The 25,948-nt window shown below is 38.5% G+C and carries 22 protein-coding genes and 1 pseudogene; 16 read left to right on the forward strand and 7 right to left on the reverse strand.

The window, feature by feature from the left end; all coding sequences use genetic code 11:
• Positions 1-45: 45 nt before the first annotated feature.
• Positions 46-1,122 carry an aminopeptidase P family protein gene (locus tag DD627_RS07735; RefSeq protein ID WP_260274565.1) on the reverse strand — a complete coding sequence of 359 codons (1,077 nt, stop codon included), beginning with the start codon at positions 1,120-1,122 and terminating at the stop codon, positions 46-48.
• Positions 1,123-1,280: 158 nt separating this feature from the next.
• On the opposite strand from DD627_RS07735, the gene DD627_RS07740 reads away from it, so the two are divergent.
• On the forward strand, positions 1,281-1,853 hold the full coding sequence (locus tag DD627_RS07740; RefSeq protein ID WP_260274564.1) for a GNAT family N-acetyltransferase: 573 nt from the start codon (positions 1,281-1,283) through the stop codon (positions 1,851-1,853).
• A 759-nt stretch (positions 1,854-2,612) separates the two neighbouring features.
• Here DD627_RS07740 and DD627_RS07745 read toward each other — a convergent pair.
• Both DD627_RS07745 and DD627_RS07750 read right to left on the reverse strand, forming a co-directional pair.
• Positions 2,613-2,975: a DUF1304 domain-containing protein gene (locus DD627_RS07745; protein WP_057785032.1), complete on the reverse strand. Its 363-nt coding sequence runs from the start codon at positions 2,973-2,975 to the stop codon at positions 2,613-2,615.
• 206 nt (positions 2,976-3,181) lie between these two features.
• A complete protein-coding gene (locus DD627_RS07750; RefSeq protein ID WP_260267048.1) occupies positions 3,182-3,784 on the reverse strand; it encodes a nitroreductase family protein in 603 nt (200 codons plus the stop codon).
• A gap of 169 nt (positions 3,785-3,953) precedes the next feature.
• Between DD627_RS07750 and DD627_RS07755 the strand changes: the two genes are divergently transcribed.
• The 6 genes from DD627_RS07755 to DD627_RS07780 all read left to right on the forward strand — a co-directional run bounded on the left by DD627_RS07755 (position 3,954) and on the right by DD627_RS07780 (position 8,852).
• Positions 3,954-5,660 (forward strand): GW dipeptide domain-containing protein, encoded by a 1,707-nt coding sequence (locus tag DD627_RS07755; RefSeq protein WP_260274563.1) that lies wholly within the window; start codon positions 3,954-3,956, stop codon positions 5,658-5,660.
• Between the two features lie 125 nt (positions 5,661-5,785).
• Positions 5,786-6,154: a VOC family protein gene (locus DD627_RS07760; RefSeq protein ID WP_260274562.1), complete on the forward strand. Its 369-nt coding sequence runs from the start codon at positions 5,786-5,788 to the stop codon at positions 6,152-6,154.
• Positions 6,155-6,235: 81 nt separating this feature from the next.
• Positions 6,236-6,559 carry a hypothetical protein gene (locus DD627_RS07765; RefSeq protein ID WP_057785036.1) on the forward strand — a complete coding sequence of 108 codons (324 nt, stop codon included), beginning with the start codon at positions 6,236-6,238 and terminating at the stop codon, positions 6,557-6,559.
• A 161-nt stretch (positions 6,560-6,720) separates the two neighbouring features.
• Positions 6,721-7,554: a YitT family protein gene (locus DD627_RS07770; protein WP_057785065.1), complete on the forward strand. Its 834-nt coding sequence runs from the start codon at positions 6,721-6,723 to the stop codon at positions 7,552-7,554.
• Positions 7,555-7,623: 69 nt separating this feature from the next.
• Entirely contained in the window at positions 7,624-8,238 is a 615-nt protein-coding gene (locus DD627_RS07775; protein WP_057785064.1) for a histidine phosphatase family protein, read from the forward strand.
• 98 nt (positions 8,239-8,336) lie between these two features.
• Positions 8,337-8,852, forward strand: a complete 516-nt coding sequence (locus DD627_RS07780) for a hypothetical protein (RefSeq protein ID WP_057785063.1) — start codon at positions 8,337-8,339, stop codon at positions 8,850-8,852.
• 574 nt (positions 8,853-9,426) lie between these two features.
• On the opposite strand, the gene DD627_RS07785 is transcribed toward DD627_RS07780, so the two are convergent.
• Positions 9,427-11,283 (reverse strand): FAD/NAD(P)-binding protein, encoded by a 1,857-nt coding sequence (locus DD627_RS07785; protein WP_260267887.1) that lies wholly within the window; start codon positions 11,281-11,283, stop codon positions 9,427-9,429.
• Positions 11,284-11,455: 172 nt separating this feature from the next.
• Here DD627_RS07785 and DD627_RS07790 point away from each other — a divergent pair, with 172 nt between their 5' ends.
• The 6 genes from DD627_RS07790 (at position 11,456) to DD627_RS07815 (ending at position 20,885) form a co-directional block, all read left to right on the forward strand.
• Positions 11,456-12,907: a glycoside hydrolase family 1 protein gene (locus DD627_RS07790; protein WP_068805696.1), complete on the forward strand. Its 1,452-nt coding sequence runs from the start codon at positions 11,456-11,458 to the stop codon at positions 12,905-12,907.
• A gap of 571 nt (positions 12,908-13,478) precedes the next feature.
• On the forward strand, positions 13,479-15,131 hold the full coding sequence (locus DD627_RS07795) for a peptide ABC transporter substrate-binding protein (protein WP_260267885.1): 1,653 nt from the start codon (positions 13,479-13,481) through the stop codon (positions 15,129-15,131).
• Positions 15,132-15,568: 437 nt separating this feature from the next.
• The gene (locus tag DD627_RS07800; protein ID WP_057784657.1) at positions 15,569-16,288 is read left to right on the forward strand and encodes a gamma-glutamyl-gamma-aminobutyrate hydrolase family protein; all 720 of its coding nucleotides are present in this window, start codon (positions 15,569-15,571) and stop codon (positions 16,286-16,288) included.
• A 278-nt stretch (positions 16,289-16,566) separates the two neighbouring features.
• Positions 16,567-19,779: a YhgE/Pip family protein gene (locus tag DD627_RS07805; RefSeq protein ID WP_260275071.1), complete on the forward strand. Its 3,213-nt coding sequence runs from the start codon at positions 16,567-16,569 to the stop codon at positions 19,777-19,779.
• 224 nt (positions 19,780-20,003) lie between these two features.
• On the forward strand, positions 20,004-20,624 hold the full coding sequence (locus DD627_RS07810; protein WP_068805709.1) for an HAD family hydrolase: 621 nt from the start codon (positions 20,004-20,006) through the stop codon (positions 20,622-20,624).
• 27 nt (positions 20,625-20,651) lie between these two features.
• Complete coding sequence (locus DD627_RS07815; RefSeq protein ID WP_068805711.1) at positions 20,652-20,885, forward strand: helix-turn-helix domain-containing protein; 234 nt, start codon at positions 20,652-20,654, stop codon at positions 20,883-20,885.
• 67 nt (positions 20,886-20,952) lie between these two features.
• Here DD627_RS07815 and DD627_RS07820 read toward each other — a convergent pair whose 3' ends face one another.
• The 3 genes from DD627_RS07820 to DD627_RS07830 form a co-directional block, all read right to left on the reverse strand.
• A complete protein-coding gene (locus DD627_RS07820) occupies positions 20,953-21,351 on the reverse strand; it encodes a MarR family winged helix-turn-helix transcriptional regulator (protein ID WP_057784653.1) in 399 nt (132 codons plus the stop codon).
• Positions 21,352-21,563: 212 nt separating this feature from the next.
• Positions 21,564-21,968, reverse strand: coding sequence for a helix-turn-helix domain-containing protein (locus DD627_RS07825; RefSeq protein ID WP_057784652.1), 405 nt, complete (start codon positions 21,966-21,968; stop codon positions 21,564-21,566).
• A gap of 76 nt (positions 21,969-22,044) precedes the next feature.
• On the reverse strand, positions 22,045-22,587 hold the full coding sequence (locus tag DD627_RS07830; protein WP_057784651.1) for a sigma-70 RNA polymerase sigma factor region 4 domain-containing protein: 543 nt from the start codon (positions 22,585-22,587) through the stop codon (positions 22,045-22,047).
• A 397-nt stretch (positions 22,588-22,984) separates the two neighbouring features.
• Here DD627_RS07830 and DD627_RS07835 point away from each other — a divergent pair.
• The 3 genes and pseudogenes from DD627_RS07835 to DD627_RS07845 all read left to right on the forward strand — a co-directional run bounded on the left by DD627_RS07835 (position 22,985) and on the right by DD627_RS07845 (position 25,695).
• Positions 22,985-24,196, forward strand: a pseudogene (locus DD627_RS07835) (PTS sugar transporter subunit IIC).
• A gap of 101 nt (positions 24,197-24,297) precedes the next feature.
• The gene (locus tag DD627_RS07840) at positions 24,298-24,486 is read left to right on the forward strand and encodes a hypothetical protein (RefSeq protein ID WP_057784649.1); all 189 of its coding nucleotides are present in this window, start codon (positions 24,298-24,300) and stop codon (positions 24,484-24,486) included.
• 24 nt (positions 24,487-24,510) lie between these two features.
• Positions 24,511-25,695, forward strand: coding sequence for a GNAT family N-acetyltransferase (locus tag DD627_RS07845; RefSeq protein ID WP_057784648.1), 1,185 nt, complete (start codon positions 24,511-24,513; stop codon positions 25,693-25,695).
• Positions 25,696-25,948 lie beyond the last annotated feature (253 nt).

Below are 25,948 nucleotides of genomic sequence, written 5' to 3' on the forward strand. Positions count from 1 at the left end.
TCGAATTGATATTTCTTCACTAACAGGCATTTTAATTTCAGTTAATTAGTTTAAGATAATGAGATCGTGGGTAATATCCGAGAGTCGTTGACAACCGTCCTTGGTCACAAGCACGTCATCTTCAATCCGGATGCCACCGAGATTCGCCACATAAATTCCTGGTTCCACGGTTAAAATTTCGTTTTGAGACACCTTGTATTCAGGCATCGCGCCGTAACTTTGAGGATATTCATGGATATCTAGTCCAATTCCATGACCAATACCATGATTGAACTCTTTGCCGTAACCTTGTTCAGTAATAAAATCACGACCAATTTTATCAAGAGCTTTGCCACCGACGCCCGGTTTGATGGCATCAATGACTTTTTGTTGGGCTTCTTTGACAATTTCATAGATGTGTTTCAGCTTCGGATCAGGTTCGCCTAGTGAAATGGTACGGGTAATGTCTGAGGTATAACCATCAAAATAGTAGCCAAAATCAATGGTAATCATTTCTCCAGTTTTAAGTACTTTAGTAGTGGCATCTCCATGAGGCATTGCCGCACGGGGACCACTAGCCACGATTGTATCAAACGAAGCACCAGTGGAACCATGATCCTTCATCCAGATGTCCAGTTTGTTCACAACTTGGATTTCAGTCATGCCCGGGTGAATTTGGGTGAGGAGATACTTGAAGCCTTGAGAGGAAAGCTCAATGGCTTTGGTGGTGGCTTGGATTTCTTCAGGACCTTTAGCAGCTCTGAGAATATCGACGACTTGTGAAGTTGCAGTTAAGGTGACTCCAGGTAAGTGGGTCAGTTTTACATAAACGGAATACTTGAGATTGTCTTCAAAAGCTAACTTGTGGACCTGCTGTTTAGTGACCACACTAGTGATGATTTTCATATAATCACGGGTAATGGCAAGGTTAATGCCTTTTTCGAGACGCTCATGAAGATCCTCTTCATAGCGAGCGTCGGTGATTAACGTTGCGTTGTCAGTAGTCACAAGTAAACGGCCGTCATCTTCAAGACCATCAAAGCCTGATAGGTAAAGCAGGTTGAATCGGTTCTCAATTAAGATTGCATCAACTTTTAAGTCAGTTAATTTAGTTTGCAGTGCTTGGATTCGTTTTGTATACATGAAAAAACCTCTTTTTCTAGAATTGTCATAAACCTAGTTTAACCTAATTTTAATGAAAAACAACTTGTTTTTATGGGATTATAAAATCAATAGTAACTTTCAAATTGGCTTTTAATGTTTAATAAACTAGATTGGCTGCAACAGCGGGAGGTTTTGTAATGAATATGGAAGAAAAACTTTTGTTGAATAATTGTTTAGAAACGGAGCGCTTATATTTACGTCCGGTGACAATTGAAGATGCTGAAGATATGTACGAGTATACAAGTGATCCAGAAACGGTCAAGTATATGTTTGAAGTTCATCATAATTTGGATGATACCAAGCGTGAGATCTTAAATTATTTTGTCAAAGAGCCCATCGGTAAATGGGGAATTGTGCTTAAAAAGACAGGCAAGTTTATTGGCAACGCCGAAATGCATCTAGATACGCATAATTTAAGTGCCGAAATTGGTTATGCGATTGGACGGAAGTTTTGGGGAAATGGCTATGCTCCTGAAGTTGCAACGCAAATTTTGGAGCTTGGATTCGATGAAATGGGCCTGAAACGGATGTATGCACTCTATTGCGTGGATAATAAAAAATCGAGCCGGGTGCTGGAGAAAATTGGCATGCAAAAGGAGGGTGTTTTACGAAATCATAGTCAGTTAGAAGGTAAAATGGTGAACGATGGGTTGTATGCAATGACCGATGAGGATTGGCAGAAACTAAGGAAAATGGGTGAAGCATTTTAATTGTAACCGTTTGCATTCTGTGGTAGTATTATAAGTGAGGAAGGGGTTAATCCCCAACCAAAAGTTCTTCTCATATTGAAGGTTAGCTGGTTAAATTTGAACCAATCTGATAAACGAAAATTTAAAAACATCATCTACAGACGTGATGTAGAAAAGAAGTCTGAGATTGTTGCAGAGATAGTCGGTTAACGGAGAAACACCTTAGTTTGTTGGAGGATTTTCAACATCGGTAAGATAAACTGGATAAACGGTCAAAAAGTTCGCTAAGGCTCGACAAAAGTGTGGAATCAGTGGGAGACTACTTGAATCGCACCAGTAGATAGATAATGGATAATGCGAGTGGGCTAGAACAAAGGCCGATGAAGCACAATTAGTAAGAATAGCAGATGTTCGAAGATGAAATGTCATGCGGGTTCTTACGAAACAAATATGAAAGTTGTGAAGGTGTAAGGTTATTTCAAAAAGTACAGTATTAAAAGGTTGGGGAACTTCCTCATAAGGGAATCCAAGAAATGAGAAGATCTTGGGTTCTTTTTTTGTGCAGTGAGTGAGATAAAGTGGTAACAAATAGAATCTAAGTTCGCCGTAAGCCGGGAGAATTCCCCGCAGTAGGCGAACTTAGATTCTATTTATTACTTTATCGAACTGTCCTAAACTAAATTAGAGAACAGAAAGACATGCCGAATGCGGAATGTTTATTCCGCGGTAGGCGTGTCTATTTAGATTTCTGTAGCATTCCTCAAATATTTGAGAACAGTCTTACAAAAAGAGCAAAATAAAGGTCACAGCAGCTGGTAATAACTGTAATATAAAAATTTTCTTGGTTGCTGTCAAGCCGCCGTAAGTTCCTACGATCATAATAAAGAACATTAGCAGCCGCATAACTGTTAGTAATGTTACGCCATTAAATAAGAACAATGAACTAATAATTAATAGGCCAAGGGCACCATTGTAAATACCTTGGTTGCTCAGTGCAATTTGGGCATTTTCCTGTTTCAAAAAGGTAATTGGCATATCAAATGCATTTGCTTGTGTGTGTGGACCTGCAAACATTTCTAGAAACATGATTCCTAAATGCTCAAGGCCGATTAATCCAGTCAAAATAAGCGCGAATGTTGTCATGATCTCCTCCTATTTTTTTAAATAACCTACCCTTGTTTCAGTATAATTGTTATTCTCATAAATTTGTAAAAAAATATTCAATTTATTAATTATAAAGAAAACATTTGATAAATAGAAGGCAATTATGCAAAACAAAAGAGATAACCGAAAGTAATTAAACAATCAGTTATCCCAAGCATATCGAGAAATAATAAAAATGGAAGTAACTATTTCAAAATCTTAAATCGATCATTATCTGATACAAATGTCTTGTCGGCAGCCGGCTTTTCAATTGAGCCAAATGGCATTTGTCCACGTAATTCCCAAGTTGTGGGAATATTAAATGCAAGACGAACTTCGCCATCAATTAATGGATTATAATGTTGCAAATTGGCACCAATGTGATTATCGGCAAGTGCCGTCCAAACATTTTGTTGAGCGCCGCCAATCCCTTGTTCTGCCCAAGGAGCAATATTTGCGGCATACAAAGGTACTTGCTTTTCATAGTCAGCAACAACACTGAGATCAGTAAAGTATAAAATAGTCCCATAAGCGGCTTTAAAAGTGGCTACTTTTTGTTTTGTGCTAGCATATACTTGTTCGTTAGGAACTTCAGACTTTAAACGATTGGCCACAATGTCCCAGAGTTGATCATGTTTGGCACCGTATAAAATTACGGCACGGGTTGTTTGAGCATTGAATGAAGTGGGCGACTGTTTAATTGCAGTTTCAATTAATTCATTAATGTCCGCTTCGGGCAAGGTCACATTTTTACCTAAATTATAAATGGAACGACGTTGTTTTAATATATCAAGATATCTTGTATTCATTTTGAATATTCCTCTCAATAAGATTACCTATTTATCCTACCAGCTATATTTTCGTAAGTAAAGAAGCTTTCTAATGTTTCAATGTGATTACTATTAGGTGGAAATGGTAAAAACAAATTATATGACATGGTAAAATAAATTGTTTGAGGATATAAGGGGAGAAGATAAAATGTCTATTCAGTTAAAAAAAAGGGTTTCGCAGGCAATTTTTACTATTATTGCAATACTTGCGTTGTCAACACCAGCTTATGCAAGTGCGACACACACAGTTACTGGAAATAAGGCGGTTAGCCATACTGCTAAGGTTGTTATTCGGACTTACCGTGCCAAATCGAATAAAAAAAGAATCTACACGTTAAAATCAGCAAGTCACAGTAAGTACATACTGAAGGCTAAATATTATGTACATAGTTTTAGCAAATTTACATTATTACGTTCAGCAAAAGTAGGTGGAAAACTTTACTATGAAGTTAAGAGTCCCTCGGGATATACGGGATGGATCTGGTCGGGATATCTTGGTGATCCAACGACATACTATACTAAGCTTTCTGCAAAGACCCTCCAGGTAAAGTTAGCAGCTACGAACAATTTCTATAACCACGTGCCAGGTGGCGACTATGGAAAAGGCAAGTTAACGCACTATGGTAAGAATTATCACGGTAAAGTAGTTACGGTTACGGGAGAGGCAAAAAAAGTCTATAAGACTCACTACTTCTGTGTGTCTTATAATGGTAAAAATCTTGGCTGGGTTTACGGTGGAGCGTTGCAAAAGCCAATTGTCACCAAAAAAGTTGTAAAAAAAATATCGACCTACACACAGCCAGAGGTTGCTTTAAATGCTTTTGACAAAACAAAATATACGTATGTAAAAAATGTAAATTATTTTGTGAACGCCCCCTCTTCTTATGGGATAGCTCCAAATTATCCACATATTGTTAGTATAGCAAATACGATTAAACATGAATCTGGTGAAGGGCAAACAGATTTTACGACGGATATATATTTGCCAAGTACTTATAAAAAAAGTGGCGATTTTGGAAACGCACAAAGTATGATCATCGATGGGGATACCGCTTATGTAATGAATGAAATCCCACATACAACCACAGGCCAAGGTTTTGTAGTCAAATATAATTTGACAAAGCTTCGTGATTTAGTGAAAGACTCAAAAGATTATTCTGTATTACGGCGCGCTGCCTATAATAAACTGAATGGTAAAGCATTAACAGATGATGAAAAAGAAGCAATAACTTGTATGACGGTTGGACCAACGTTTACGACTGGTCATGGGCAATCGATGGCACTTAACCCCAAGACAAACCAAATTTGGTTTGTTGGGAAAAGTGGGTTGAGCAATGAGACAAGCAATATTCAAGAGCTTAACAAAACTACGTTGAGACCAGACAAACAAATCAACTTTAAAATGGGACAAAATCAAAATACACCCAAAAATTTAACTTTTGACAAAAATGGAAACTTTTATGAATTTGTACAGAATACTGCCGCTTGGGGGCCAAAAAACGGCGTGAAGATTTATAAAGGTAGTATTAGGTCTGATAACTCGGTACAAATTAATTTAGTGATGCAGGGCATGGAACATGCACCTGGCACTCATTCACAGTCAATCGCTTATAATGCGGTAAATGACCGGTTATATTTTGTTGCGGATGGCAGTATCTTGTCTGTACCTGTTTCAAAACTGGGCAAACTATCTGTAGGAGATGTCCGTTCAGAAAATTTCCAGTCATATGATGCAAATAACAAGAAGATTAATACACGCGAATTTGAAGGCTTAACTTTTGATGCGTCTGGAGCGGGTTACTTGCTTTCTATCCGTGGAGTTGAAATAATGAAAGCAACAAGTTCAAACTTCTAAATACGATTGATCTTTGAGGAGAAATTAACGATGGCAGCACATAGCGCAATCTATCCTTACTTAACGTTTACAAATACGAAAGAAGCACTTGAGTATTACAAAAATACGTTTGGAGCCAAAATGTCGTGAGACTTCCAGTGACAGCTGAAGCAGCTGCAGCGATGAACGTTCCCGCAGATGTTGACTTTTCACAAATGACCATGCATGCGGCGTTTACGATTTTAGGGAATTGGATTTATGCCTCAGACAATTTTGAGGGTAATGATGCATTGACCAATAGTACACGTTTATTGATCGACATCGATAGTGATGATGCTGAAAAACTTGCGGCAGCGCAAAGCTTATATGCTAGTTTGGCTAAGGAACCATCAGTCAAAATCACTATGCCATTGGCGGACCAAGGATGGGGTGCTAAACTTGCCATGTTTACAGATAAATATGGGTTAACGTGGATGCTTCAAATCCGTTCGTGGTCACAACCCAATCATGGCTAGAATTAAAGTCGTTCATCTTGTTTTGACAACTACTTTTGGGATATAATGCAGGTTATAATATGCAAAAGTGAGGTCGAACAAATGATATCGGTATTTGATGTAGTACGAATTAGTCGGATTGATCATACTGTGGTGAATAGTCACCAGTTAGTCATTACCGATGAAAATGGGAAACCGAATGGCTTGCTGACAGATCTATTAAGGGATGTTGTTGAGAAAATCAACATTTTCATGAACATTTCTTTGAGTACAACGGTGGATGATGTGTTGGTTTCTTTGAGTAATAACACCCCCTTACCGGCTGATGCGTTGGTCGAGTACGAAAAGATTTTGACTGAAACCGTCATAAACATCAATTTTGCACCTCGTAAACAAGTTATTGAGCTAGTTTTAGATCGACATTAATTTAGATTTTTAATAAAAGTAACGCTAATCATCCAGATGACTATCGCTACTTTTTTTGTACGTTTATATATTCATTAAAAATTATACACATCATTAGCTTTTTTTGCTTAAATTTGAGATAATTAATTTAAGAAAAATTACTTGGAAGGAAAGGTGATGTGATGAACAAACGCGAATTTCATTGGTTATCCCAAATGGGTTTAATAATTATTGCCCTCGAAATTATCGCCATTAGTATTAATATGTTTTACGCACCGCACAATGTTGCCTCAGGAGGAACCACAGGGATTGCCATTTTGCTGCACGAAAGTTTCGGTTTCAATATGTCACTTGTCGTCTTGATTCTAAATGTGGCAATGCTGGTGCTATCGTACTTTACTTTGGATAAAGCAACCACGCTGCGCATAACGTTTGGTAGTTTGTTTTTACCTATTTGTTTGGCATTAACACCCCAGATAAAATTGGTGAATGATAGATTGTTGGCTGTTATTGTAGGAGGCGCAATCTTTGCGGCTGGGGTGGCGCTTTTATACCATATCGATGCTTCCAGCGGTGGGACCACCGTACCGCCGCTAATTTTCAAAAAGTACTTTAATATTAAAACATCATTTGGATTGTTGGCCATTGATGGCTTGGTTTGTTTTTTCAACGTATTTGTTTCTGGGTTTGAAGCTTTCTTTTTGGCCATTCTTTCATCGGTGCTGACCATGTTCATCATGAACTATATTGAAACTGGTTTGGATCGAAAAAAAGTAATATACATTATGAGTGATGACAATTTAGATGATGTTAAACATAGTCTAGTCACTTTGATGGAAAAAGGCATGACTATTTTTGATGTCAAGGGCGGGTATACTGGTGATCAAAAGCAAATGCTGATGATTGTGGTTGAAAATGCGGAGTACCAACACATTTTGAATCAAATTCATGCCGTGGCCCCAGATGCATTTGCACTTGTTTACAATGTCGCAGAAGTTCGGGGTGGAAACCTTTAAAAGGGTTTTCAATTCTCGCTTAAGAGCTGTAGTATGGAATTAATAACTATAGATAAGTGGGGATAAAACATGACTGAACTTTACATTGTGCGACATGGTGAAACCCGAGGAAACATTATGGGATTTAAGCAGGGCCAGGTTGATGCCGAGCCTTCACAATTGGACGAGACGGGAATTAAACAAGCCGAGAACTTGCATGATCATTTTGATATTAGTTTTGCGGACCAAATTTTTGTGAGTCCATTGACACGAGCAAAAGATACGGCCAATTTGCTGAATAAGGGGCGCAATTTACCAATTCAAGTTGATGATCGTTTATTGGAAATTTCTTACGGTGACTGGGATGGTCAATATGATACGGATTTGAAGGCTAAATATGGTCAGTATTTCATTCCAGGAAGTAATGCAATTTATCCTGAGTACTATAAAGTCGCAAATGGCGAGAAATTTACGGATGTAGAAAATCGAGTGGCAGCATTTACTGATGAGATTTGCCAAAAATATACTGACCAAAAAATTGTCATTGTCACACATGGATTTACGGTGCGAAGTTTTGCACAAAATGCAGTGAAGGCAACGGATCCGTTGGCTTTTAAAGAGCCAATGAATTGCAGTGTGACAAAAATCGAAGTTGCTGAAGATGGACAACAAGGATTGTTTTATTATGGCAGGGTGTTTGAATAACTCCTAACTTGACTAGCTGTTACCAATTTAAATCAAAAATTGCCCACAAACCAGCAAGAAAATTAAATTCATAACTCACTAAGAAAAAGGAGAAACCCATGAAAAAAACAACAATATTGCTTCTTTCTTCCGCGTTCCTTTTATTGGGAGGATGTACGAATAATTCTGACAATTCAGAATCAAAAAATGATGCCACTAGTTCTTCGGTTTCTGTAACAACTTCTTCAAAAAGTAGTTCGAAAGCAAGTGGGAATAGTTCAAGTCAAGCTGTTGTTGGCGATGACGATATGGCATTGCTGAATAGTAGCTGGAAATATAATAAATTTACAGTTCATCAAATTGAGGCTGAAGTAGATGATGACCAAGTAGAAGTGAAAGTAGAGTGGGAACCTAAAACTGAAAAAAAGGCACCTTTTGCTAATTTTGGTCAGGTTAAAGTGACCCAAAATGGAAAAACTTTAAGTTCAGTTGAAAACGACGACGATATCGATGAAGGTGAAACGATACGTGATCTAGATTTAACGTATAATTTCGAGGGTAAAACTAATCCAATTAAAATCGAAATTACCTCAGCAGATGGTGAAAAACATTCCGTTAGCTTCCAAATACAGTAAGTTGGGGCTTGAGGACAGCTTCACAAGTCAGTACCATCAAAATAAGCTGGGTTCCCAGCCAGGAATTCTCCTGACTTTCACCCAGCTTATTTTGATAGTACTTGCGACTTGTTCCGCTCACTACTTGAGGACAGCTCAACAAAGCAAACAAAGACCTATAAGAAAACCTCCCGCGGGATTGCGATCCCGCTTCCGGTTCTCTTATATTGATGAGACTAAACGCCACAATCCGCTCACTATTTTAGGACAGCTTCACAAGTCAGTACCATCAAAATAAGCAGGGTTCCCAGCCAGGAATTCTCCTGACTTCCACCCAGCTTATTTTGATAGTACTTGCGACTTGTTCCGCTCACTGCTTGAGGACAGCTCGAAAAAGCAAACAAAGACCTATAAGAAAACCTCCTGCGGGATTGCGATCCCGCCTCCGGTTCTCTTATAGGTCTTTGTTTTAACGCTTTTTCTCACTCACTGTTTTAGGACAGCTCGGCAAAATAAGAGAGAGCAGATAAGCATTCCTACTGCGGGGATTCCCCCGCATACGGAATACTTATCTGATCTCTCTTACCATTTTGCCTCACTCACTATAATTTAACATCTGGTTCGCTATCATATCCGCCATTCTCAAACGCACATCGTTCACACTTGGAATTGGACTTCCATTCGTCAACCAGTGACGTCCCTCCGTCGTAATTCCCCAAACATAAACGTTTGGCACCGGCACGCCATCACTATCAATTACTTCCGCCGTTTCCGTCGTCACATCCATTGCTCCCAACTGCTTCGTTGAGCCATCATTCAAATGCAATTCGTATGGTCTGGCCATTCCAGTTTTTAATAAGTCTTGAATCAACGGGTTCGTACTAATTCGAATATCAACTGATGCCAGTCGCGCCTCAATCACATCATTTATCTCAATTTTATGCTCAGGGAACCGTTTTGAATACGTAACAAAATGATCCTGATTGGTTTCTAACTGCAACTTTGGTCCCAGAATTTCTACGATACCCGCTTTTATCAACGCCAGGAGTTGTTCCAATCGTAAAATTGGTTGACCGACCGCCAAGAAACTGTTGAAACTATTAAAACCACCCAGAATATCTTTAGCATAGTCTTCATCCGAAATTAGTTTATAAGTAATGACTTTTCGGATATTTGTTCGTAGTTCACGCAAAGTATCCATTGCACTTGCAAACGGACTCGTTTTGTTTCCCCGTTTAGCCTCAGCAATATCATGTTCCAAATAAGCCAGCATTAATTTTTGAAACGCTTTGTCAGTTTTGACATCCTGATCAGGGTGCGCCAGGTGTCCCCAGTCGAGGCGATCAGCCTTAGCAATCCCATAATCGTCTAAAACTTGGGCAGATAACGGATCCTTTTGAAACGCCTGTTCAAATTCATGGGAACTTATTCCGGTATAGTTGGTTGCCACCAATTTTGTATAGTAGGTGCATGCCGCGTCGGAATAAATATAGTCGAGGAATTGTTGACCACTCATTTGTTCCTGATGCTCAATCATGTGCGCAACTAATTGATTAGACAAAAAGTACAATGGGCGTGTTTCACCCACAACTTTCTGATCCATGCCACGTGCGTGATAAGGAAACCCTCGTCCAGAACCAGCATAGATTTTTGGCTCTTCACCCGATGCATGATAGGTGAGCGTGTCGTCGGCTTCACGATGGAATTTACCGCCACGATGTTGAGTCAACATAATCATGGCGTCCATAAAATTCAGACCAAGACCGCGCAATAAAACAGAGCTGTGAGCTGGAATTTTAGCAAAGTCCTGCTCTGCCGGGTAACCGGTTCTTAAGTATGTGAGCTGATGAGCATGGGCAAACTGGGCCAAGTTCTTTTCAGAAGTGGAAAGCTCTGACATGCCTTCTCCAAGGGCCATCGAAACACCATCAAAAGTTTCAGCCGCATCATCAAAACTCAATTTATACGTATGATGGGTTAGGCGGGCAATACTGGTCACGGCCGTTTTGTGAAAAATAATGTGAATCGTTTTTGAAACTTGTTTGTGGAGTTCTTGATAAAACCATTCTTGATAGACACCAAATAGCGCCCGACTTGCGTAACTTTCTGGCGTTAAATGAGAAATCTCTTTCAGTAAATACTGCGATTTTTTATAATTGTTTTCTTGTATGAACCGAGAGCCCGCTCGCCGCGCCCATTCGAGCAACGTTGGTCCGGGAACACTTGGACCCTCCATTTCAATCGTATGATCGGTAAATAAAGTGATTTTTGCTGCCAATGAATTCATCAAGAGTTCATGTGGTTGATCAGGTTGCCAAACACGGCCGGCAATTCCCGCCGGGTCGAATAAATGGATCTCGATTTCCGGAACAGAAACCTTTTTGTTCCAGGCTAAAATGCGTTCCAGAGCCATTAAATTTCGGGGCCCAGCACCAATTAGAGCTAGTTTCATGATAAATCACCGCATTCCTATAGTTTTGTCTTTCTCCCATATAGTAGCACAGAAAGAGGTAAAAAGACGTGGTAAACGCAAGAGTGAAATAAAATTGACAGCGCTTTCTAAAAACGGTTACACTAACCTATGTAAATATAAATGTAAATTAATGTAAACAAGGAGGAAACTAATGACAACAGAATTTCCAAAGAACTTTTTATGGGGTGGTGCAACAGCAGCCAACCAAATCGAAGGTGCATGGGATGTTGATGGTAAAGGAGTCAGTGTCCAGGATTTGCTAACTGGAGGTACGGTGGATAAACCGCGGCACTTCACCGCTAAAGTGGATCCAGATGCCTATTATCCGTCACATACCGCAAGTGACTTTTATCATCACTATAAAGAAGATATCAAATTACTTGCAGAGATGGGCTTTAAAGTTTATCGTTTATCAATTAACTGGACGCGAATCTTTCCTAATGGGGATGATGAAAAGCCTAATCAAGCAGGTATTGATTTTTATCATAAAGTTTTCCAAGAATGTCACAAGTATGGAATTGAACCACTAGTTACAATTTCGCATTATGAAGTGCCTTACCATTTAACTGCAGCTTATGGTGGTTTTTCAAGTCGAAAAGTAATTGACTTCTTTGAAAATTATTGCCGTGTCTTATTTGAATCTTATAAGGATGAAGTGCATCTTTGGCTGACTTTCAATGAAATTAATACAGCGCTGATGTTTGGCGGTGGTTATATTCAAGCCGGTGTGCCCGTCAAAGATGGAAGTTCGATTTTTGACCGTGTGACGAAAGAACAACGCCAAAACGCATTTCAAGCTGTGCATAATCAGTTAGTTGCAAGTGCTAAGGCTGTGAAACTTGCCCATGAAATTAATCCAGAAAATAAAGTCGGTTGTATGATCGCAGGTTCTGAAGTTTACCCATTAACACCGGATCCTAAAGACGTTTTACTAGCACAACAACAGACTGAAATGAACAATTTCTATTGTGGAGATGTGCATGTCCGTGGAGCCTATCCAGCATTTGCCAAAAAATATTGGCGGGATAATGATATTCATTTGGAGATTGACCCAAGCGACGCCAAAACATTGAAGGATGGAACGGTTGATTTCTATAGTTTTAGTTACTATTCATCTGGTGCAGTAACCATTCATCCTGAAAAACAAGAAAAGGTGAATGGCAATATGTCGTCAGGGACCAAGAATCCTTATTTGAAATACAGTGACTGGGGCTGGAGTATGGATCCTGAAGGCTTGCGGATTTATTTGAACCAGGTTTATCAACGGTATCAAATTCCATTGATGATTGTGGAAAATGGTCTGGGTGCTTATGACAAGGTTGAGGCAGATGGTTCAATTAATGATGATTACCGAATTGATTATTTGCGTGGTCATGTCGAAGCTATGAAAGAGGCACTAGATGATGGTGTTGATTTGATTGGTTACACGCCATGGGGATGCATTGATTTGGCATCTGCAAGTACGGGACAGATGTCGAAACGTTACGGATTTATTTATGTGAATCGCCATGATGATCAAACAGGGGATTACTCAAGAACACCGAAGAAAAGTTTTTATTGGTATAAAAAAGTGATTGAAAGTAATGGAAAAGAAGTAGAGTAAAAAAAGGGTGGATAGCTTTTGAGCATTAGCGTATGCTAAGCTCAGAAGCTGCCCTTTTTTATGTTTTCGCAAACAAAGATTGAAAGTGTCTAACCAATTTTCAGTACCAGACAATCTCACCAAAAACACGAGATCGTTTTCATGAACGTTTTTAAGTTTCAAAAATAATTTCCAAAAATTTAGGTTTTTACTTGACTTACAATAAGTAATTGGATAATCTAAGTAGTGAAATAACCAAACAGAAAGGAAGATAGTTATGATGAAGTTACGAATGCAAATTGAATGTTGCGAAGCATGTTGTCAAAACAACATGGTTATTTGTGTGGCTGCAAACTGTAATTGTCTTTCGCAAAAATGGGCCTAGTTTTTTAACATAGGTCAAAGTGAAGCCGGCTAATTGCGCAATGCAGTTAGTCGGTTTTTTGTTTGGTATTTGAAGGGACGTGATGTTGGATGTCACCAGGTTGTTGTCCGTGTTCAATGAAAATAGATTTAAAAAGTAGGCAAAGAATTTCGCGTAATTGAAGTACAAAGAGATTTCTAAAATAATTTTTTAGGGGAGTTAGATCATATGAAGAAAAAATGGACACTTTTAGCCACTGTATCAGCTGCACTAGTATTGGTGTTAGCTGGTTGTGGTAATCAGAGCAGTACAGGTGGTTCCGGGAAATTAGCTACAAAGCAAGTACTTAATTTATCAGCCGATGCACCGTTGGATACAATCGATATTGCGAAAGCAACAGGTTATGGACAAACTGGAAACGTATTTGAAAGTCTTTATCGATTAGGCAAAAATGGTAAACCAATCGCAGGACTGGCTTCATCAGGTAAAGTTTCAAAAGATGGTAAAACTTGGACATTCAAAATCCGCAAAAATGCAAAATTTAGCAATGGTCAAAAAATTACCGCTCAAGATTTTGTTTATTCTTGGCAACGGACTCTGAACCCAACCACGAAGTCACAATATGCATACTTATTCTCAGGTATTAAAAATGCGGATCAAATTAGTTCCGGAAAATTGAAGCCTTCAAAATTGGGTGTTTCGGCACCTGATAAGCAGACTTTCGTAGTTAAGTTAGACGAACCAATTGCATATTTTAAAGTTCTGATGACATATCCATTATTCTCACCGGTAAGTAAGAAAGTTATTGAAAAGTACGGTAGTAAGTATGCGACAACGTCTAAATATATGGTTTATACAGGTCCATTCAAGATGACTGGTTGGAAGGGTACCAATGATCACTGGTCATTTGTGAAAAACAATCAGTATTGGGATAAGAGTAAGGTTAAATTGAGTAAGATTAACTATTCTGTAAATGAAAATCCTTCAACAATTTTGAGTTTGTATCAATCCAAGAAATTGGATATGGCACAGCTTTCAAGTACTCAAATTAAAAACTTTAAGAACAATTCCGATTATCAGACTGTTCCGTATAGTATCACGCGTTTCTTAGCGTTCAACTTTAAGGCATCTAATTCAAAGGTTCGTAAGGCGATGAATAATAAACATATTCGTCAGGCAATTTCTTTGGCAATTAACCGTAAGCAGTTGATTACAAAGGTTATTGGCGATGCTTCAACGACACCAAAGGGTTTTGTACCAACTGATTTGGCTAATGATCCCAAGACGGGTAAGGACTTTGCAGATGAGGCTTACCTGAAAGGAACTGTTAATTATGACAGTACAAGAGCCAAAAAACTTTGGAAACAAGGGTTGAAGGAAATTGGCGCAAAATCGTTAAATGTGACTTTGATGTCGACGAATGATAATGATGACAAGAATATTTCTGAGTATTTCCAAGTACAACTACAGAATAAGTTACCTGGAATGAAAGTAAGCTTAGTGAATATTCCGGATAAGGTGGCTTATTCTCGTGCAGCGAAGGGTGACTTTGATATTTATGTGTCGGGTTGGGGTGCAGACTTTACAGACCCAATCTCGCATTTACAGGTATTAACGACGAATAGTGGTTATAACTATGGTAAGTGGAATAATAGTAGTTATGATGCGTTAATTAAGAAGGCCCAAAATTCGGATGCGAATAATAAGAGTAAACGTTGGGCGGATATGATTAAGGCGGATCAATTGGTGGTTAAGCAGGCAGCAATTGCACCGTTGTATCAAACAAATTATTCATTCTTGATTAATCCAAAGGTGAAGAATGTGATTCACAATACGGCTGGTACGCAGTGGAATTATAAGACGGCGTATATTAGCAAGTAGTGAACGAAGCAAATCGGTAGGTTTAGATAATTAAGCTGGGTGGAGTCGGGATCGTAATCCCGCGGGAACCTCGCCTAATTATCTAAACCTGATTTGCGGAGTTGTCCTAAAGTAGTGAACGAAGAAGAACGGGAGTCAGAAGTGCCTAAGCGTAATGGAGGTGGGATCGCAATCCCGCAGGAATTATGCTTAGGCACTTGTAACTGTTCTTCTGAGTTGTCCTGAAGCTCAGCGAAAAAATGCAGTAGAAGGGCATGGAGGTGGGATCGCAATCCCGCAGGAATTACGCTTAGGCACTTCTGACTGTTCTTCTGAGTTGTCCTAAAGCTCAGCGGAATTAAATAAGTAGCAACTAAAAGCACCAAGTCAGTCACAAATTGATGGTGACCAGGGTTGGTGCTTTAGTATACATAACAATCACAAACGGAGGAAGAAATATGAAACCAAGAATTGGCATCGTGGGTAACGTGTTCACTGGTGATTCGGAAATCTTTTATCATAATCACGCAACTTATACGTTCCAAGGCAACATTGATGCAATTACGCAAGCGGGTGGTTTGCCGGTGGTTATTCCGATTCAGTCAGAAGAACTGGCAGGAGAGTACTTTGAAAATATTGATGGATTGTTTTTGCCAGGTGGCCAGGATGTCACCCCCAGTTTATACGGTCAAGAACCGGATCCGCTACTAAAAACAACCTCTTTGAAACGGGACAAGTTTGAGCTGGCCTTATTTAAATTAGCGTGGGAGACTCACAAACCGATTCTTGGGATTTGTCGTGGGGTGCAATTAATCAACGTTGCACTGGGTGGGACCTTGTATCAAGATCAGTCGCTCATGAAACGATCAGTTACTGTTGAACATGATCAAGCTCCTGAGTTTTTGGGAAATGTGGCTACACATGTCGTTAAGGTTGATGGTAATCTTCAAAAAGTTCTGGGCAATAAAATTTTGGTAAATTCATTGCACCATCAGATGATTAAACAACTAGCAAAACCTTTAGAAAGTTTGGCACGGGCAGAAGATGGTGTTATTGAAGCAGTCCAGTCAAAGGATGCCGTTCATCCGTTACTGGGTATTCAGTGGCATCCAGAAATGATGCTTGATCATCCCGAAATGCGGGCAATTTTTACAAATTATTTGAGCTTGTTCGACTGAATTATAAGTTTTTTATGTTTCAAATCAACCGCTTTGTCACTTATCTTGTGAAAAGAGTGATAAGCGCCGGTAATATGGTGTTTTCATTTGTTTTCATAAAATAATTCATAATATTTTTCAAAATAGTTCAAGGCCTTATCTAATTAAGGTTTTGGACTATTTTTGTTTGAAATAGACAATTAACTAAAATAAATTTGCTTTTGACGATTTCTTTAGCAAATATTAAAGTTTTAACTTGTAAGTGATTTGATTACGTGAAAAACAGGAGATGGCAAGAGATGATTTTTAAGAATTGGGAACCGCGAACGAAAAGATGGAGTTTTTTGGTGTTAGCTCTTTTAATTCCAATTTTATTGACAGGTCTTATTTTTAGATACATCAATTCTTCGCAGGAAACGCATACCACTAATACAAATGTGGCGGTTGTGAACAACGATCAATCAGCAAAATTTCAGAATACAAAGGTGAGTGCTGGAAAACAAGTCATCCAAAATCTGAGTCATAATAATCAGGTTAAATGGCACTTTGTTTCTGCCAGCAAGGCCAAAAGAGAAATGAAGAAGGGTCATTATTTGATGACCATTATCATTCCAAAAAACTTTTCTCAAAATATTACTACTGCTTTGGACAAGAATCCCAAAGCTAGTAATTTAAAGATTAAACTCTCCAAACATAATAGCTATGTGTCACAGGTGATTAATGAACAGGTTGCTAGTCAGGTTAAAACTGAGGTGGTATCAAGCATTCAAAAATCCTATGACAAAACATTGCTTTCTTCAATTAATGAACTCGGAACTGGTATCAAGAGTGGTTCTAATGGTGTGAAGAAATTGAAGAACGGTGTGGTTCAATTAAAGGATGGTAATGCTAAAGTTGATCGAAACTTACATGTTTTGGCAACAAGCATGATTACCTTTGAAAGTGGCACCAAGAAACTCAGCACGGGCATTGATACATATACCGCTGGTGTCGATACTTTGGCTAAAGGTAGTAAGGCCCTTGCAAGTGGTTTAAGTGAAATGAAATCAAAAACGGCTCCTCTAGCAAGTGGAGTTCAGAAATTAACTACTGGGGCAAAACAGTTGAATACCGGAGTAAAGAGTTATACTGCCGGCGTGTCCAAAACCCAATCAGGAGCTGGTCAACTTAGCACGGGTTTGGCTCAACTTTCAGATAAAACTGTGGCCTTGCCATTAGGCGTTTTACAGTTATTCAACGGTTCTTCACAAGTCTCAGCCGGCTTAAAAACTTTATCAAGTAAAACCGGTGCATTGGCTAGTGGCGTGGGACAGTTAAGTTCAGGTTCCAAAAGTCTAGCGTCTGGGGTGACTTCATATACGAATGGTGTCACTAGTTTAAATGGTGGATTGAATACATTAAGTGCCAGATCATCAACCTTGAATAGTGGTTCGGATTCCTTACTTACAAGTGCAACTCAGCTTTCCCAAGGAGTCTCACAATTAAATACCGCCGCTGGTCAGGCCAATGAGCAAATTGCAGAAATGCAACAATTATTGGAAACTGATTCATCAGCGATGGAAAGTTTGAAAGATGCGCCAACCACGATTGCGAGCGCACAGCAATTACAAACTAAGTTGCAAGAATTAGAACCGGTTTTAAAACAACTTTCGAGCTTAGGCAGTGTCTTATCTGAGTTAAGCGATGCACAAAGCAGTTTAACAGATGTGAACAGCGCCTTTGAAAGCTTAGATAGCGCATCAAGTGCCTTAACTGATGCAGCAACAAAGGCGAAGACTTCGGCAACTGATAGTCAAAAAGTGGCGACCATTTTAAGCGGGGTTGATACTTCCAACTTAAGTAGCACGGATAAGGCAAAAATTACCGAAGCTAAAAGCCAGGCCACAGACAGTGCTACAAACGCTGCCGCTTCAGCTAAAGAGATTGCAACTACCGGGACTAGCTTACAAAGCCTAAGTAGCGCAAAAGATAAAATAAGTAGTTTGGCTACAACTCTTGGCAAGCTCAACATTGATAGTAGTACAACCACTGCCATTTCAAGCTTGAGTAGTGTTGTGAGTCAAGCGGATGAATTGTTATCATCACCATTAATGAGTGATACCACGGTTCAAACTTTGGAATCTCTTGAAAAACAGTTACCAACGTTAAGTGACAATTTAGATGATTTCAAACAATTTACTGCAGGAGTGACACAATTAAACGATAAAGTAAATGGTGAAAACTCATTAGTTTCTGGTGTGACAACCTACACAACGGGGGTTTCTAAATATACCGCTGGAGTTAGTTCAGCTAGTAAAGGTGCTTCACAACTGGCCGCTAGTAATAGTAGCCTGACCTCAGGAGCGACTCAAATGCAAGCTGGTTTGAGCTCTTTAAACAGTCAAGTACCAAGTTTAACAAGTGGTGTCACCCAACTCAGTAATGGATCCAGCCAAGTAACTACAGGACTTTCAACGTTGAATGGTCAGGTACCTAGTTTGGTAAGTGGTGTTAGTCAATTGAAGGCGGGTTCAAGCAAATTAACAATTGGTTTGACCACTCTGAAGAATAATTCATCCAAGCTGAATTCTGGATCACAACAATTAAGTACAGGTTTGCAAACGTTGAATAGTCAGGTGCCCACTTTGGTTAGTGGCGTAACGCAATTATCAACCGGGGCAAATAAATTGGTTGCTGGTGGAACCAAATTAACTAAGGCAAGTTCTCAATTAACCAGTGGTGCTAATCAGTTAGAATCTGGTGCTAAAGAAGGTAAAACAGGTGCTGATCAGTTAGCCAGCGGTTCTGATCAAGTTCAAGATGGACTTAAGACAGCGACACTTGGAATTGGGTTATTAAACTCTAAATTACAAGATGGTGCCCAACAGGTTCAAAATGTGAATGCGGAACCTGAAAATGTAAACCACTTTGTGAATCCAGTTAATCAGGATCAGACTTTAGATTCAGTGGGCTCAGTTAAAAATATGTTTGCACCGTTGGTTGTTGCGATGATTTTGTTCATTGCGGCTATTCTCAATCAATTAGGTCAGTACGCGCGTCGTAAGGGTCATCGTCATAACGGGTTTGGGTTATCAAACAATATGTTGCTCTTATTGACTTTGCTTCAAGTGGTTGGTGTTCTAGCATTTGTTGCCATTGATGGTATTCAGGTGATTCATCCAGTTGAATTGGTGTTTGCGGCCGGTGTTAGTGCGATGAGTTTTACAGCGCTGTGTGTGTTCATCGATTTATTATTTGGTGCACCGGGAATCCTGTTCTCACTAGTTCTAATGCTAGTCCAGTTAGCAGGTGTCTTGTTACCAACATCGATGCTGACTACCGTTTATCAAGCAATTTCAGAATTATTGCCAGTGACACATGCCATGAGCGCGTTTAACTACGCAATTAATGGTGTCGGTAATGGCATGCTATTACAAAGTCTCATTGTGTTACTTTATCCAGTTGTCATTGGTGGTATTTATTATTTTGTTTCCCCACAAACAAAACATGGTTTAAGGAAAGTAAAAGACTAAATGGGCTTTAAATGAAAGAACTGAAGAAAAGTTGAAACAGCTGTCGTAAAGCAGTTTACCAATTCACTTTTCTTCGGCTCTTTTTGATTTAAATGCGTATTTATAAAGGACAGCGGCAGAAAAAGGAAACAATTAAAAAAATTTCAAAATCAGCATTGAGAGAAATCGCTTACTTATGATATAATGCATTGTTTGTTTCATTTGAAAGTAGAGGGGGGCTAGATATGTACCAGGTTATTTTGTTTGACGTGGATAATACGCTTTTAAAAACGGATGTAGCTGTATGGGAAACGGTGAAAAAAGTCTTCGGGCGATTGGAAATTCCAGTATCGGAAAAGCAAACACGCCGACTTATGGGACTGTCAGCGGTTGAGATCTTCGAAAAACTGGGTGCACCTAATCCAAAACAAACTGTTCAAGATTATGGAGAAGAATTTTTGAAGCACCAGGATTTAGTGAGTGTTTTTCCAGGAGTGAACGAACTTTTTAAGACTTTGCAAGCAAAAGGCATTTCTATCGGAATCGTCACTTCTAAGACCAAGTATGGTTGGCAAACACAGGTTGCGCAATATGGATTTACGAAGTATGCTGAGCAAGTAGTTGTGGCAGAAGACACCAAGCAGCATAAGCCGAATCCAGCACCTTTAATTGCAGGAATGAATAAGTTTCCTCAGGTGGCTAAGAATCAGTTCTTGTATATTGGTGATGCCCAATATGATATGCAGGCAGCACATGCAGCTGGAATTGATTTTGGTAATGCCAAATGGGGCGCAATTCCGAGCGCTGATTTTGCAGAAGCAGATTACATTTTTGAAGAACCATTAGATTTATTGAAAATTCTATAAAATAGTTAATTAAATGGAGGAGCAACAATGGATAAGCAAGTAGTTACGGACGACGAAGGAATTAAGGTACAAGTAGCAAAAGAACTAGTACAGTTTAGAATTCGCAATGGCTATACCCAGACTCAATTAGCTGAAAGAGCTGGCAAGCGCCAGTCGCAAATTGCGCGTATGGAAAGTGGTCGCGCAAATGTTTCATTTAAAACTTTAGATGAGATTGTTAGTCGTGCGGGCGGAAAAATTGCCATCAAGATTGTTGATTAAAAATGCATACAAAAGAAGAGGCTAGGAAAAATGTTTTCCGGGCCTCTTCTTTTGTTTCCTGTAATGGTTAGTTTTTTAAGTCATCCTTTAATAAAGAGTCAATCTGAATTTTTAGTTCAGGGATCCGGTCATTTAAAAAATTATTAACTGTTAATGCAAGTTGTTTTCCCGCTGGTGTTATATTTAACCAGTGTACTCGATGATCTTTGCTATCAGCATGATCTACCATATAATTTAAATTGAATAAGACTCGAATTTTACGAGAAATTGCCGGTGAACTTGATTCAAAATGCCTACTGACTTCGCTTACACTGGCTTTTTTGCTTTCGAGTGACAAAATATAAGCCATTATTCGATATTGCTCAAAACTAATTGAATAGGCGGTTTTTAAATGACTATCCATTTGAAGAAACACACGATATATTTTTGAGAAGTTGGTAAATTCCAAAGGATTTGTGCGTTGCATAACATGTCCTCTTTCTGTATATTAATTATGCCTTGAAGATATTATTGCCAGATAATATTCAACGCCGTTAATGTAATTGAACCACAACTATATTAGTCTTTGCAAGCGGATAACTTAAATGCTTCCAAATAGTTATATAGTTGACTAATTGTCTAAAAACAAAAATTTGGTATTACTAAAATTTCACAGCAATACCAAACTAAATTCTATGACTATTTATTATCATTCTTAATTGTATTTGAAAGAAGAACCAATATTTTTGTTTCGAGATCAGGCAGTCCCGAATCTACAACGATTTTAATATCGTGAATAATTGCATTGCCTTTTTGAGCTAGCGTGATCCAATGTGTCCGACGATCCTCACCTGAGACATGATCTTGAATTAAATTTTCTTTATATAGCACACTAACTTTTCGTGAGGTGGCTGAATTGTTAGAATGAAACTGTTTGGCCAGAGCACTCACAGTAGTTTGTTTAGGATAGATATTCTTAATAAAATCAAGAATGCGAAATTGTTCAAAACTTACAGAAAATTTTGACTGCAAATCGGTATCAACCTTTTGAATCAGTGCTGAAATTGTAGAAATCGTCTCGTAATCAGAATGACTAGTAGCCATATAGTTTCCTCCTCATATCAATATCCATGCGTATCATATATTTTAATCCCTATATATATTAACATTGTTAAACGAATTATTGGTTACTTTTTGAAATATAAGCAAGTGCTTTGTTTCCAACAGTGCGTCGCCAGTTGGATACGCATTGGCGTGTGACATGATGCTTTTTTGCGATTTCTGAACCTTTTAGTTGCAAAACATAGCAGTCTATCAGAAACAGCCGTTCAGATTTTGTACAGTTTTGATAAAGATGTCGAAATAATTGATCATGATAAATATCCTCATAGGCATGATCTAAATTGGATTGAACTTGTGAATTTAGTGCGTCTTGATCACTTTGGATGCGTTCAGTATGTCGATTTGTTTGGCGAATTAAGTCCAAAAGACGCCAATAAACAGCTTGATAAGCAAAAACTCTAAATTTTTCCAAGTTTTGCTCAATGTTATCTGGATAACGAACATAGGCCTGAACAAAAGAAAGTGCCCCTTCCTGAATGAAGTCATCGTAATTTGGATGAAAAGGCATTATGTGTAATCTTTTAGCAGCTCCGTAAATAATTTTTTTGTTATTGTCTGTGTATAGCAGTTTGAAACCAGCTTGTATTGAATGTTTTTCCAATTCTTGAATCTCCTTATAAACTAAGATCCAAGGGCCCTTGGTCATTAAATAGCATATATAAAAAAGAAATAGTGAGAAACTGGAAAAAATGCGTAGCGCTTTGGAGGTAAAACGCTGCAATCGGTCCAGAATAAAAAAATTGGGAAAATATCTGTGTTTAAAATTACGTGTACGGATAAATAAGGATCAATAACGGTACTAAAGGTATATACCTTTGAATAAATGACTTACTAGTAGGATATTTATTTCAATTGTTCATAAATATTACGTTTAATTAACTAAACATTCTTTGAAAGGGTTTACATTTTGCTGAGGAGCTTCTATACTTGGCATGTAATTTAATTATGGGAGGGTGATTATTTTGAAGAATTTTATGAATTGGATTCAAAACGTGTTAATGCCACCTTTAGCAAAAGTTGGTAATAACAAATATCTGGTTGCGGTTCGTAACGGGTTAGTTATGACACTTCCAGCGGTTATTAGTGGGTCGGTATTTTTAATTATTGGAAATATTCCAATACCAGCGTGGACCGCCTTTATGAAGCCATACATGTCTGCCATCAGTGTGGCGGTTAACGGATCATTTGGTATTATTTCATTGTTATCGGCGATTGGGATTGGCTATGAACTTGCCAAGAATTTAGATTTAGATGCGATCAATGGTGCAGGGCTTTCAACAATGGCCTTTGTGATTGTGTCGTTCAATAATAAGAATATCTTGGACACCGCTAATTTTGCGTCATCGGGATTATTTACAGCAATTGTTTGTGCGTTTGCGTCCGTACTGATATTAAATTTCTTTGTTAAACGAAATCTAGTGATTAAATTGCCAGATGGTGTCCCAACTGCAGTTAACCATTCGTTTGTTTCATTAGTTCCTGGTTTTGTGATTTTGCTCTTATTCTGGACAATTTGAGTTCCACTTCATTTTGACATCAATGTGTTCATTCAAAATATTTTCCACCCATTGCTTTTTGCGATGAATAGTTTACCTGGAATTATGTTCTATACACTGCTAGTTAGTTTACTTTGGGTTGGTGGTATTCATGGCGATATGACCTTAGAAGGAATTGCCGATCCTATTTTTCTACAATTTTTAACTGCCAATGCCACTGCATGGTCCCATCATCAAGCAATTCCTTACATTACATCAACCGGATTTTCAAGTCTGTTTGTCAACGTAGGTGGTACAGGAGCCACGATTATGTTGGTTTTCTGGATGTTATCTTCTAAGAGTAAAACTTATCGCGAATTAGGAAAGGTTGCTTTTCCGAGTGCTTTGTTTGAAATTAACGAACCCGTTATTTTTGGATTTCCGGTTGTTATGAATCCAATTACGCTGATTCCATTCGTATTGTTACCTCAAATTTTAGTCGTCGGTACTTATGCATTGATGGCCTTACATCTATTAAGACCTGCTGTGACGATGGTTCCTTGGACAATGCCGCCGATTATTGGTCCTCTAATGGCAACTGGCTGGGATTGGCGTGCAGGAGTTTGGTCTGCAGTTGAATTAGTCATTGCAGCAGCGGCATATTATCCATTCTTTAAAGTTGCCGAAAAACAAATGGTTGCAAAAGAAGTTCTAACTAACGCTGAAACGAACTAAAATGCTGACCTATTAGGCGTACTGATTGAAAAAAATAACAAATGTTTTGAATTTATTGTGAAATGTGAAATGCGCTGGCTTATAATATAGAAGGAAAAAATATGAAATCAGGAAAAATCATTTTATTAGGAATCATTGGAGCAGTTGTCATTGGTGCTTTGGCAATGTTTACGACTGTACTTAAACTGAGAGTCATTTCGTCACAGGTTTTGGTAGACATTGTGGGGATCATTATGTTCACAGCCTTTGGTTTCTATGTAGGCAAACTGCGAGAAAAAGCAAAGAAATAAAGAAAATAAGAAGGTGCCATCACAATGAGCGAAATTCATACACTTACCGCAAAAAATTTAGACGAGTTTTATCAGTTATATTTATACGCATTTAATAATCAGGATAGTGAAGAGCGACGCGCCTTCTTCAATGATCGTTATGAACATTCAAAAGTGTACGGACTTTTAAATGGCGATAAATTAAGCAGTGGCATGCTCAGTATTCCTTTCAAAGTTAATTTTCATGGTGTGACGTACAAGATGAATGGCATTGGGGATGTAATGAGTTATCCCGAATTCGGCGGGCACGGTGCAATTACTGCATTGATGCGGCAAGCATTTGCTGATATGCGTAGTGATGATGTTGCGCTATCCTATTTAGCGCCATTTTCCTATGAATTTTATCGCCGATTCGGTTACGAAGAAGTTTTTGATCGCGCTGTTTACAAAATTAAAAATACAGATTTACCACGTGTAAAGCTTTCGGAAGAACGCGGGCAGTTTTTGCGATTGCCGCTTGAAGACGCCATTTCATTAATTGATGAGGTTTATGAAAATAATGCCCAAAGTCGAAACGGCGGGTTAAAACGTGAGAATTGGTGGTGGCACTATCTAGGCTTAAAACACCCACGCTGGCAGGTTGGTGTTTACCTAGAAGATGGTCAAAATGCTTCAGGTTACGTGATTTATGAGGCAGCTGGTAATACGTTCAAAATTCAAGAAATAATGTATACCAATCAGTTAAGTTATCAATATTTGCAACGTTTTATATGCCAACATGAATCGATGTTTGAAGAGTTTGAGTACGCATCTGGAGATCCTAAAGGCTTTCCAGATGTCATGGCTAATCCGTATGTTGTGAATGTGAAAATTATGCCGTACATGATGGCCAGAATTATTAATCTGCAAAAATTTGTTGATACTTATCCATTTATTCAAAAGGTAAAATCGTTACGACTTGGCGTCAAAGATGAGCTGATTCCACAGAATAATGGTATTTGGCGGTTAAAAGTGAATGTAAATGGCACAAGCTTTGAGAAAATTAGCGAAAACGAGCGAAACTTAGCTGACATTCATCTTGATATTCAAAACTTAACTAAAGTGTTTATGGGTTATCGTCAGTTGATTCACTTAAAGCAAGTGGGAAAAATTACAGGTAATATTGAGTCAATTCAAAATCTGGGGCTTGCTTTACAGAGTGAATCACCCATGCTTTGGGATTATTTCTAGTAAAAATATAATAAACAAGTGATTGAAAATCAGTAATTTACAAGAAATTACTGATTTTTTTGTGTTTTTGAAATGAATTTTGTCATTTTTATAATTAGATAACCATAGGCATTAGAAGCACTTTTTAGCTTCACGATTACAAAACATTGCAGAAAACGCCTAAATAGATATCTTTTTGACATCCTTTTGTAAAAAAGAGGGGGTAACATAATGAGGATAAATTAAATAACAAACAACAAACACAACAAACAAG

This window comes from Pediococcus sp. (assembly GCF_003533255.1).
Classification (GTDB): domain Bacteria; phylum Bacillota; class Bacilli; order Lactobacillales; family Lactobacillaceae; genus Pediococcus; species Pediococcus parvulus.

What these genes read in the sequence shown, in the direction of transcription:
- DD627_RS07735 (WP_260274565.1), bottom strand. Translation starts at nt 1,122, where the DNA reads ATGTATACAAAACGAATCCAAGCACTGCAAACTAAATTAACTGACTTA.
- DD627_RS07740 (WP_260274564.1), top strand. Translation starts at nt 1,281, where the DNA reads ATGAATATGGAAGAAAAACTTTTGTTGAATAATTGTTTAGAAACGGAG.
- DD627_RS07745 (WP_057785032.1), bottom strand. Translation starts at nt 2,975, where the DNA reads ATGACAACATTCGCGCTTATTTTGACTGGATTAATCGGCCTTGAGCAT.
- DD627_RS07750 (WP_260267048.1), bottom strand. Translation starts at nt 3,784, where the DNA reads ATGAATACAAGATATCTTGATATATTAAAACAACGTCGTTCCATTTAT.
- DD627_RS07755 (WP_260274563.1), top strand. Translation starts at nt 3,954, where the DNA reads ATGTCTATTCAGTTAAAAAAAAGGGTTTCGCAGGCAATTTTTACTATT.
- DD627_RS07765 (WP_057785036.1), top strand. Translation starts at nt 6,236, where the DNA reads ATGATATCGGTATTTGATGTAGTACGAATTAGTCGGATTGATCATACT.
- DD627_RS07770 (WP_057785065.1), top strand. Translation starts at nt 6,721, where the DNA reads ATGAACAAACGCGAATTTCATTGGTTATCCCAAATGGGTTTAATAATT.
- DD627_RS07775 (WP_057785064.1), top strand. Translation starts at nt 7,624, where the DNA reads ATGACTGAACTTTACATTGTGCGACATGGTGAAACCCGAGGAAACATT.
- DD627_RS07780 (WP_057785063.1), top strand. Translation starts at nt 8,337, where the DNA reads ATGAAAAAAACAACAATATTGCTTCTTTCTTCCGCGTTCCTTTTATTG.
- DD627_RS07785 (WP_260267887.1), bottom strand. Translation starts at nt 11,283, where the DNA reads ATGAAACTAGCTCTAATTGGTGCTGGGCCCCGAAATTTAATGGCTCTG.
- DD627_RS07790 (WP_068805696.1), top strand. Translation starts at nt 11,456, where the DNA reads ATGACAACAGAATTTCCAAAGAACTTTTTATGGGGTGGTGCAACAGCA.
- DD627_RS07795 (WP_260267885.1), top strand. Translation starts at nt 13,479, where the DNA reads ATGAAGAAAAAATGGACACTTTTAGCCACTGTATCAGCTGCACTAGTA.
- DD627_RS07800 (WP_057784657.1), top strand. Translation starts at nt 15,569, where the DNA reads ATGAAACCAAGAATTGGCATCGTGGGTAACGTGTTCACTGGTGATTCG.
- DD627_RS07805 (WP_260275071.1), top strand. Translation starts at nt 16,567, where the DNA reads ATGATTTTTAAGAATTGGGAACCGCGAACGAAAAGATGGAGTTTTTTG.
- DD627_RS07810 (WP_068805709.1), top strand. Translation starts at nt 20,004, where the DNA reads ATGTACCAGGTTATTTTGTTTGACGTGGATAATACGCTTTTAAAAACG.
- DD627_RS07815 (WP_068805711.1), top strand. Translation starts at nt 20,652, where the DNA reads ATGGATAAGCAAGTAGTTACGGACGACGAAGGAATTAAGGTACAAGTA.
- DD627_RS07820 (WP_057784653.1), bottom strand. Translation starts at nt 21,351, where the DNA reads ATGCAACGCACAAATCCTTTGGAATTTACCAACTTCTCAAAAATATAT.
- DD627_RS07825 (WP_057784652.1), bottom strand. Translation starts at nt 21,968, where the DNA reads ATGGCTACTAGTCATTCTGATTACGAGACGATTTCTACAATTTCAGCA.
- DD627_RS07840 (WP_057784649.1), top strand. Translation starts at nt 24,298, where the DNA reads ATGAAATCAGGAAAAATCATTTTATTAGGAATCATTGGAGCAGTTGTC.
- DD627_RS07845 (WP_057784648.1), top strand. Translation starts at nt 24,511, where the DNA reads ATGAGCGAAATTCATACACTTACCGCAAAAAATTTAGACGAGTTTTAT.